An 8,465-nucleotide genomic window follows, 5' to 3' on the forward strand; every position below is an offset into this window, starting at 1 on the left:
TGTCAAACCGCCGACACCATCGGTCAAAGCATGGGGGCATCGCGGCTGGGGTTGTCTCTTTCATCGCTGCTCTTTCAACGTAAAGTGCTTACTCTTTAACGATTATACTCGATTTGATCTTTATTTGGCGTTTAAGTCCCAATAAGGGGATTCTGGTTCAATCTGATGTCATGGGTTCCTACAATATTTTACGAAAAGCATTCCCAAATGCGTTTAACCGCTATGGGATAGAGAGGTGCGTAGTTCACCCAAGGAGAATCAATCTCTCGAAGTAAAAGTGAAAGGAATTTCTGAAATGGAATTCAGTCTGTCTATATTTGACTATACTTTTACTAACTAGGGCTTGCTGAATAATGGTAAAACCCTTTTAAAATGAGGCTTTTGACCTGTTAAAATCCGATGTTCATGCTGCGAAAATCGGATTGGGACACTCAAAAACCTTGCATTATCCTTCTTGTAGTACATAAACTGGTACAAAAAGAGAGGGCAACAAAGCCTGAAACGACCGGCTACTGACTCCTAACCCCACCAACAAACTTTTTGCCGCAAACCCTATCTAAAAATCAAACTCGTCTAACCCCGGTTGTGGGGGAGGAAAGCGACTGCGAGGAGATTTTTTCGACTTTCTCAAAAAAGCGGGGATAAATGCGGCCATAAAAAATCCAATTCCCAAAGAAAAAGCCAATAAAACACCGATAGGTACTTTAATTGACTCAAATTGTAGAAACTTTAAAGAAACTGGTTGGATATTTTGAATAGCAAAAACTGCCATGGTCATAATCCAGCCGCCGACAATAGCACTAGCTAAAAAATTACTAATTGTATTCATGCTTGTCCTCGCCATGTTTGTGGGAGATTTTTTCAGGTTTTGTAGGCTAATTTCGCAGTTAGCTCCCTATTAATACCATTTTTCTTTATTCGTGGCCCTCCTATCCATTAGTCACATCTTTCTTAACATAAAATTTGACAAAAAGAGAAAAGTGTGCAAGATTGCTCAAGGGGGTTCTATGGGGAAAATAATTTGATCAGATAGTTTCCAAGTCTGGCTGATATCATGTAACCTTCCCAGTCCTAACCAAATAGTTTTAACACTAGGTTCACCGTCGCCTTTTCTACCTAAAAAAACCCCAAGAGAAGCAATCATTCTCACCACTGAAGGTTGAAAATAGGGTGAATTCCCAAAATCAGATGTGGCACTGACGGCGGCTAGATTTGCCGAGGAATGTCGTACGCTTGTACTAAGTTGGCTGGCCAAGTTTTCCACGATACTGATTAACCTTTTCTTTCTTCTCGTGTCCCCTAGGTCTGCATACTGTAATTCTTGGGCTGCCCATTTCTCCATTTTTTTGCTCACCTCCACCTTGATTCCTTCTTTCAAAACTATACCTATCAATCGGTTCCCCTTTTTTTAAGTTTCTTCTCTTTTTGTTAAGAAAGATCTGACTAATGGATTAGGAAGGGGGGTGAGGGCAATTAACTATCTCTGCCATTATTTTTGAAAAATGGTATGACTTGGCATCATCTCCCCACTCCCCAACCCCCCACTGATTACTGATCACTGAAAAATCTCTTGTCTCTCAATCAAATTCTGCTTTTAAATCCCGACGCATCAATTCATAAACGGCAACTTGGGGAGAAATTTCCCCGCGCAAAAGACGATCAACTTGGCAGGTAATCGGTACATATAAATTTTTTTCTTGGGCAATTCTCATCAAAACTTCTGTGGTATTTATTCCCTCGGCAGTTCCCTCTAACTTCCCTAAAATCTCAGGCAAAGATAAACCTAAAGCTAATTGATAACCCACTTGATAATTGCGAGATAAAGGACTATTACAGGTGGCTAATAAATCCCCTAAACCCGATAAACCGAAGAAAGTTTCTTGACAACCTCCTAGACAAGTTCCCACCCGAACTATTTCCGGTAAAGCGCGAGTTAACAGGGCAGATTTGGCATTAGTACCTAACTGTAAACCATCACAAACCCCAGAAGCGATCGCCATGACATTTTTGAGAGTGCCACCTAACTCAGTCCCCAAGGGATCGCTATTAAGATAAACCCGAAAAGATTCCCCAGATAATAATTTTTGTAACAATATTGCTGCTTTTTGCAGATAACTTGCTACCACCGTGGCAGCGGGTAAACCTTGATTAATTTCTTTAGCTAAATTGGGACCGGAAAGAACCACAAGGGGATTAGCGGGAAAAGCTTGATTCCACAGATGAAAAGGGGTACGAGTGGTGATTGGCTCTAATCCTTTAGTAGCGGTGACGATAATTATGCGAGAATTTAATTGTAATTGCTGTAATTTTTCGATCGTTGGAACAACTCCTTTAATCGAAACTGCTGAAATAATTACCTCAGTATCTGCTATAATAGCCCCTAAATCTTCCCCAGTATGACGCGACCAAACCCTAACAGCTAAGTGATTAAGTCTAGCCAAATTAGCGAGAGTTTGTCCCCAAATTCCCCCACCTATAACCGTAATTTTCTTGGCATTTTCTAACAACTTTTATTCCCCTCCTTATTAGTGATCCCTGATCAGTGACTGGTTAGAAATGATTCGATTTCAAGGTTATGAGTCTTAAATGAAATTATTCACCGATTACTGATAACTGTTCACTGATAACTGAAAAAAATGACAAACTATCGCAATCCTGCCCCCACTGTTGATATTATCATCGAACTGATCGACTCGCCCCACCGTCCGATCGTACTAATTGAGAGAAAAAATCCGCCCTTTGGCTGGGCAATTCCGGGGGGATTCGTGGACTACGGTGAATCAGTGGAAACGGCGGCAATTCGGGAAGCTTACGAGGAAATCAGCTTGCAGGTGCAGTTAATCGAGCAATTTCACGTCTATTCCGATCCTAACCGCGATCCACGTCAACACACCATTAGTATCGTTTTTATCGCCACGGCAAAAGGCCAACCGATCGCTGCCGATGATGCCAAAAAAGTCGGGATTTTTCATCTCTGGGAATTCCCCCAACCTTTATGCTTTGATCACGATCGCATTCTCAATGATTATCGTCGTTATCGGGATTATAAAATTCGTCCCAGACATTAGACCCCAAACTAGCCATAAAAGCAATCCTTGCCAAAAACGTCCCCGAAAAACCTTAAAAAATTAGACACTTCTGAGGGCGACAATCGGCTCCAATTTAGAGGCACGATAGGCGGGAAAAACGCCGAAAAAGAGACCAATACCCGTGGAAACGCTCAAAGACAGGGCGACGGCGGTGGCGGAAACAGTGGCGGCCAGGGGAGAGAAACTGGAGACGAGAACGATCGCTCCTGCACCGACGAGAATACCAAGCGCACCGCCGGCGATGGAAACGAGAGTTGATTCAATCAGAAATTGTAAGAGAATATCCTGTTCTCTGGCTCCGATCGCTTTTCTTAGTCCGATTTCCCCGGTTCTTTCCGAAACCGAAACGAGCATAATATTCATTACCCCGATACCACCGACAATCAGGGAAATACCGGCGATTAAAGCCAAAAGTAGGGTGAGACCCTGGGTAATCGTGGCGAAGATTTCGATCATCTGTTTAGCAGTTTCGACGCGAAAATCATCCTCAGCGACGATTTTATGGCGTAAACGCAGGAGATTCTGGATTTGGAACTTAGCGGCGCGGATTTCCGACCCCGATCGCGCGGTGAGACTAATCCAACTCAACTCGACACCGTAGGGTCCGGTTTTGCCCACCAGTTGCGAGTTCATGGTGCTAAGGGGAATAATCAGCATTTCATCCTGATTATTGCCAAAAAAGGAGCCTTTCGCCTCTAAAATCCCGATCACCTCAAAACTGAGATTTTTGATCCGCAGCTGTTGACCAAGGGGATTTTGGGTGGGAAAAAGTTGCGCTGCCACTTCCGTGCCGATCACTGTTACCCGTTTGTTGCGGGCTAGATCGATATTATTGATAAAACGACCTTTTTCTAGGGTAAAATTGCGGACAGAAGCGTATTCTGGGGTGCTTCCCGTGACTAGAGCCGTCATGTTGCGATTACGATGGGAAATCAGGAAACGAGCGTTTATTTCCGGGGCGACTTCAGCGACGGTGGGAACCTGTTCGGCGATCGCCTGAGCATCGGCTAAAACTAGGGTTTTCGGTAAATTAACGGTGGTATTGCGTGCTTGTCGCGACCCCGGCACCACAAAAATGGTATTGGGTCCCAAGTTAGCAAACTGGTCATTGGCTAAGGTTTGCGCCCCTTGGCCAATACCGATCATGGCCACTACTGAAGCGTTACCGATGATAATCCCTAACATAGTCAGGCCGCTACGCACTTTATTGGCCCCTAGGGTGGAGACGGCCATTTTTAAACTTTCGATGATCAACATATCAGTTATCAGTGGGGTGTGGGGTGTGGGGTGTGGGGTGTGGGGTGTGGGGTGTGGGGAGAATAAATAAAATAATCTCCTGTCCCTGAATCCTGTCCCCTGAATCCTGTCTCCTGAATCCTGTCTCCTGAATCCTGTCTCCTGAATCCTGAATCCTGACTCCTGTCCGATCAGAAAAAAGACAATTTGGAGATATTTGTTAAGAAAAATTATTGAGATTTTTGATTATTTTTGATTAGTTTTCGAGGTATCTTCGGCTCCTTCGGGGAGATCGATAAAGACCTTTTCTCCAGCTTCCAAACCTGATAAAATTTGGGTTTTATCGTCTAAGACCAAACCGATCGAAACGGGTTGAAAACTGGGTTTATTTTCGGCATCGGGAACTAAAACCCCTGACTTGCCTTCCCGGGTGACAATGGCGACAGTCGGCACGACGAGGGCATTATCTAACTGCTGGCCGACAAAAGTTACATCCACATTCATTTTCGATTTGAGTTTGTCCCGTCCCGTCACCAGACCGATTCTCACTTCAAAAGAAGTAACATTATCCTCGATAATCGCTTCGGGAGCCACGAGAATAACTCGACCTTCAAAGACTTCTTCAGGAAAAGCATCGGCGACAATGCGCACTGGTTGGCCGCGCTGCAACAAACCCACATCTACTTCCGGCACTTTAGCAATCACTTCCAATCCCGATGCCAGGGCGATAATCGAGGTGGAAGTGGCGGAAGCGGTACTGGAGGCCGAAGTGGTGGGAGTGACAAAAGAACCCTCGGTGGCGTATTTTTGGGTGACGATGCCATCAAAGGGAGCAGTAATGACTGTATCGCGGTATTGAATCTTGATTTGCTCTAAATCGGCCCTGGCGGCCGCTACAGATGATTCTAGTCGAGCAAGCTCGGTTTCTTGGGTTTTTTGGCGTTGTTCGAGGGCAAATTTCGCTTCTGCAATCGCTGCTGCCGCTCGGATCATTTCCTGCTCAATTCCGGCCACTTCTGGGGAAGCGGTTTTATCTGCTTGTTCCAAACGGCGGATCGATTCGTCTAAATTGGCTTTAGCGTTGAGATATTCATTGAGGACGGCATCAAATTGGTCTTGGGCGATCGCTCCTTCCCGGACTAAATTTTCATTGCGTTTAACCCGATTTTCTGCTAGTCGAAAACGGGATTGGGCTGCTTGTACCTGAGCTTGCAGCTGGTCTAAATCTTTCGGAATTCTTTCTTTGGCCTGAGCTAAACGGGCTTCTAATTGCTTATAACTGGCCTGGGCCTGATAAAATCGGGCTTGTAATTGCCGGATATCTTCGGGAATGCTGCGTTTAGCCTGTTCCAGATTGGCTAGAGCTTCCCGTAGATGCGCTTCTGACTGCATTCCCCGGGCATACACCTCTAAATTATCCATGACAGCGAGGGTTTGTCCCCTTTTAACAATCATGCCCTGATCCACCAATAATCGCACTAATCGGCCGGGGTTTTTCGGGCTAATGTTGACACTTTGGATTGGTTCCACCCTACCACTAGCTTTAATTTCCACAGCGAGGGTTTCCCGTTGAGCAGGAACGGTCATTTTCGCCAATTCTAGGCTAGGAGGAGGTGTTTGCAGCAAGCGATAAGAAACCACTCCCACCGCCAGAAAACCACTAGCCATGAGTCCGAATATCCAAAATAGGGGGCGATTTGATTTTCCCAACACGGTTGTTGCCATCGATGAGCCAAAAGTTAATTGGTTATATACTAACGTCTCTAGAGTTGCCTTTGTTGTTTCGTTAGCCAACAACTCCCAAGCGAGATAGACTGATTTAAAAAGGCCTATCGCGGGGGTAAACTGTGCCAAAACTTCAATTAATCATTTCTTTGCTCGTTTTTTTCGTCGCTGGCAGCCCGCTGGCTTTTTCCCAAGCGCTACTCCCCTACGCCATCGAACCGGAGTTAGAACAGATGGAACAAGCGGGAATTGAAATGGCCGAAGATGCCATCCAATTAGCTCGTTTTCGCCGTACCGATGCGGCCCTCGGACGGGCTAAGTTAGCGGTGCAGTTAGCCCCCCATCTCTATCAAACTTGGTTTATTCTCGGTAGTTTATATCTGCAAGACGATCAGGTGCAACTCGGTATCGAGGCATTAAATCAATCTTTGTCCCTTGCTCCCGCCGATGCCCACGCTAATATTAAATTTTCCCTCGGTAGTGCCTATTTTCAGAATCAAGATTACAAGTCTGCTATTGCCCAGATTGAAGCGGGTTTGCAAATGAAACCCGATATCTCCCCCGCTCTTTTTGATCTCGGTAATTCCTATCTCAAGTTAGAACAATATCCTGCGGCGATTGCAGCTTACGAAAAGGCTGTTAATCAAGATAAAGATTTTTGGCCCGCTATTAATAATATTGGTTTAGTTAAATACGAACAGGGTGATAAGGAAGCCGCTCTTAAAGATTGGCGCGCCGCTTTGAAAATCGATCCTAAACAGCTGGAACCTCAGTTAGCTATTGCGGTGGCTATTTATAGTCAAGGAAAAACTGAGGAGGGCATCAAATTAGCTCAGGCCGCTCTCACTAGCGATAGTCGTTATGTCAGTCTAAAATTTTTAGAGGAAAATCTCTGGGGTCAACGTCTTCTGCAAGACACGGAGAAAATGTTTAATCATCCTAAAATGAAAGATTTTATCGCTCGTTTACCACAACCAACCCCGGAAGTGGAGGAAGAAAATTAAGCTGATAAGTAAGTGGTTCTAATTAATCTTTTCAAATTTCCTAACTTGAAAAGATTTGATGCCTTTTCACAACTCATTTAGGTTGGCTATATCGCTCTTGGAGGGAGTCTGGCAAAAGTCTTACAGTCTCTAAACTCTAGCTCTCTTATGGGGTAAGCCTTCAAGCCAGTGCTAACTAACAGAAACCCGAAGTTTGAGTTTTTATTAGAAAAAAAGTTAGCGATCACTTGTCAACCAAGGGTTTCAGAACCTAGATTCGGTTAGGGATTTCCAAAAGTCCCAGAAGATCGATATATAGCGTTTCCTGTTCGCAAGAGGTACATTATCGCCGTTGAAAAGCTTAATCAGCAAAGGTTTAAGTGTGCTACACACTACACTGGGAGCATCTCATTTATGCAAGTGAGTAATTATACTTATCCATAAAACTGGTTTCTAGCAAGGCTTTCAAAATAGCTTGACATAAAAACCTGGTTTAGGGGTTACAAAGGTGAGATGCTCCCGCTACACTGCTACACAGGTGTGAGAAACGCTATACATCACTTATTGTGCTTCCAATTGTCCACAACTCAAATGTCAACAACATAGACAAAAGTGGGGGATCACAACGGGATTTAGTATCACATTGCTTGACTCTTCAGTAGTAACTTTCCTGTAACCTGCCGACTTTCTAAGGCGTAATGGGCTTCTTTTGCTTGCTCTAAAGAATAGATTTGATAACAGGGAGGCTGAATCTTTCCTAAGCTCAAATAGTCAAAAAGTAAAGATGCCTGTTGGTTCAAAGCCATGGGATCCGAAATATAATGGCGAATGACCGGGCGAGTCAAATAAAAAGAGCCTCGCTCAGAAGCGCGACACCCCAGCAGACGATTCAAGGCTACCGGCGGCACTTCTCCACTAGCTTGCCCACAAGCAACCAGCAAACCGCGATTTTTCAAGGCTTTTAGGCTATCTTCAAAAGTTCTGAGACCCACCGAATCATACACCACGTCAACCCCTTGACCCGCCGTGAAATCCATCACCCCATCGACAAAACTCTCGCGGTCGTATCGAATTACCTTGTCAGCGCCAGCCTGAAACGCCAGCAGAGCCTTGGCTGCCGAAGAAACAGTACCAATCACCCTCGCTCCCCGCAACTTTGCCATTTGAACCAGCAGAAAACCCACTCCACCAGCGGCGGCATGAATCAGCGCTGTATGTTGTTGATTGAGAGGGAAAGTCTCATGGGAGAGAAACAACGCAGTCAGTCCCTGCAACAAAACCGATGCCGCTACTTCATCGGAAATTTTGGGTCTGAAACCCCGCCGTTCTAGGTTGGCTTTACGTTAGAATTAAAAGGCCAGTCTCGAAAACCAAGTGGACGGCGCAGCACCTTGAAAACTCGGCTTAGGGGGTTCCGACCAGAAAAGCTTGG

At 45.0% G+C, this 8,465-nt stretch carries 8 protein-coding genes and 2 pseudogenes; 3 read left to right on the plus strand and 7 right to left on the minus strand.

What is annotated here, in order from left to right:
• Positions 1-556: 556 nt before the first annotated feature.
• From O9295_RS08915 to O9295_RS08925, 4 genes and pseudogenes are all read right to left on the minus strand, one after another.
• Positions 557-829 (minus strand): lipopolysaccharide assembly protein LapA domain-containing protein, encoded by a 273-nt coding sequence (locus tag O9295_RS08915; RefSeq protein ID WP_002788612.1) that lies wholly within the window; start codon positions 827-829, stop codon positions 557-559.
• 165 nt (positions 830-994) lie between these two features.
• Positions 995-1,150: pseudogene (locus O9295_RS27790) on the minus strand (IS4 family transposase); the annotation flags it as partial.
• A gap of 3 nt (positions 1,151-1,153) precedes the next feature.
• A pseudogene (locus O9295_RS27795) lies at positions 1,154-1,342 on the minus strand (IS4/Tn5 family transposase DNA-binding protein); the annotation flags it as partial.
• 235 nt (positions 1,343-1,577) lie between these two features.
• Entirely contained in the window at positions 1,578-2,507 is a 930-nt protein-coding gene (locus O9295_RS08925; RefSeq protein WP_288032706.1) for an NAD(P)H-dependent glycerol-3-phosphate dehydrogenase, read from the minus strand.
• 129 nt (positions 2,508-2,636) lie between these two features.
• Between O9295_RS08925 and O9295_RS08930 the strand changes: the two genes are divergently transcribed.
• Entirely contained in the window at positions 2,637-3,068 is a 432-nt protein-coding gene (locus O9295_RS08930; RefSeq protein ID WP_288032708.1) for an NUDIX domain-containing protein, read from the plus strand.
• A gap of 60 nt (positions 3,069-3,128) precedes the next feature.
• On the opposite strand, the gene O9295_RS08935 is transcribed toward O9295_RS08930, so the two are convergent.
• Positions 3,129-4,346 carry an ABC transporter permease gene (locus O9295_RS08935; RefSeq protein ID WP_288032709.1) on the minus strand — a complete coding sequence of 406 codons (1,218 nt, stop codon included), beginning with the start codon at positions 4,344-4,346 and terminating at the stop codon, positions 3,129-3,131.
• 225 nt (positions 4,347-4,571) lie between these two features.
• Entirely contained in the window at positions 4,572-6,050 is a 1,479-nt protein-coding gene (locus O9295_RS08940; RefSeq protein WP_288032710.1) for an efflux RND transporter periplasmic adaptor subunit, read from the minus strand.
• Between O9295_RS08940 and O9295_RS08945 the strand changes: the two genes are divergently transcribed.
• Positions 5,992-6,138 carry a hypothetical protein gene (locus O9295_RS08945; RefSeq protein WP_002797944.1) on the plus strand — a complete coding sequence of 49 codons (147 nt, stop codon included), beginning with the start codon at positions 5,992-5,994 and terminating at the stop codon, positions 6,136-6,138. The genes O9295_RS08940 and O9295_RS08945 overlap by 59 nt on opposite strands.
• A 34-nt stretch (positions 6,139-6,172) precedes the next feature.
• Entirely contained in the window at positions 6,173-7,054 is an 882-nt protein-coding gene (locus O9295_RS08950; protein WP_288032711.1) for a tetratricopeptide repeat protein, read from the plus strand.
• A gap of 617 nt (positions 7,055-7,671) precedes the next feature.
• On the opposite strand, the gene O9295_RS08955 is transcribed toward O9295_RS08950, so the two are convergent.
• Positions 7,672-8,307: a zinc-binding dehydrogenase gene (locus O9295_RS08955; RefSeq protein WP_288032712.1), complete on the minus strand. Its 636-nt coding sequence runs from the start codon at positions 8,305-8,307 to the stop codon at positions 7,672-7,674.
• Positions 8,308-8,465 lie beyond the last annotated feature (158 nt).

This window comes from Microcystis sp. LE18-22.4A, from assembly GCF_027531105.1.
Classification (GTDB): domain Bacteria; phylum Cyanobacteriota; class Cyanobacteriia; order Cyanobacteriales; family Microcystaceae; genus Microcystis; species Microcystis aeruginosa.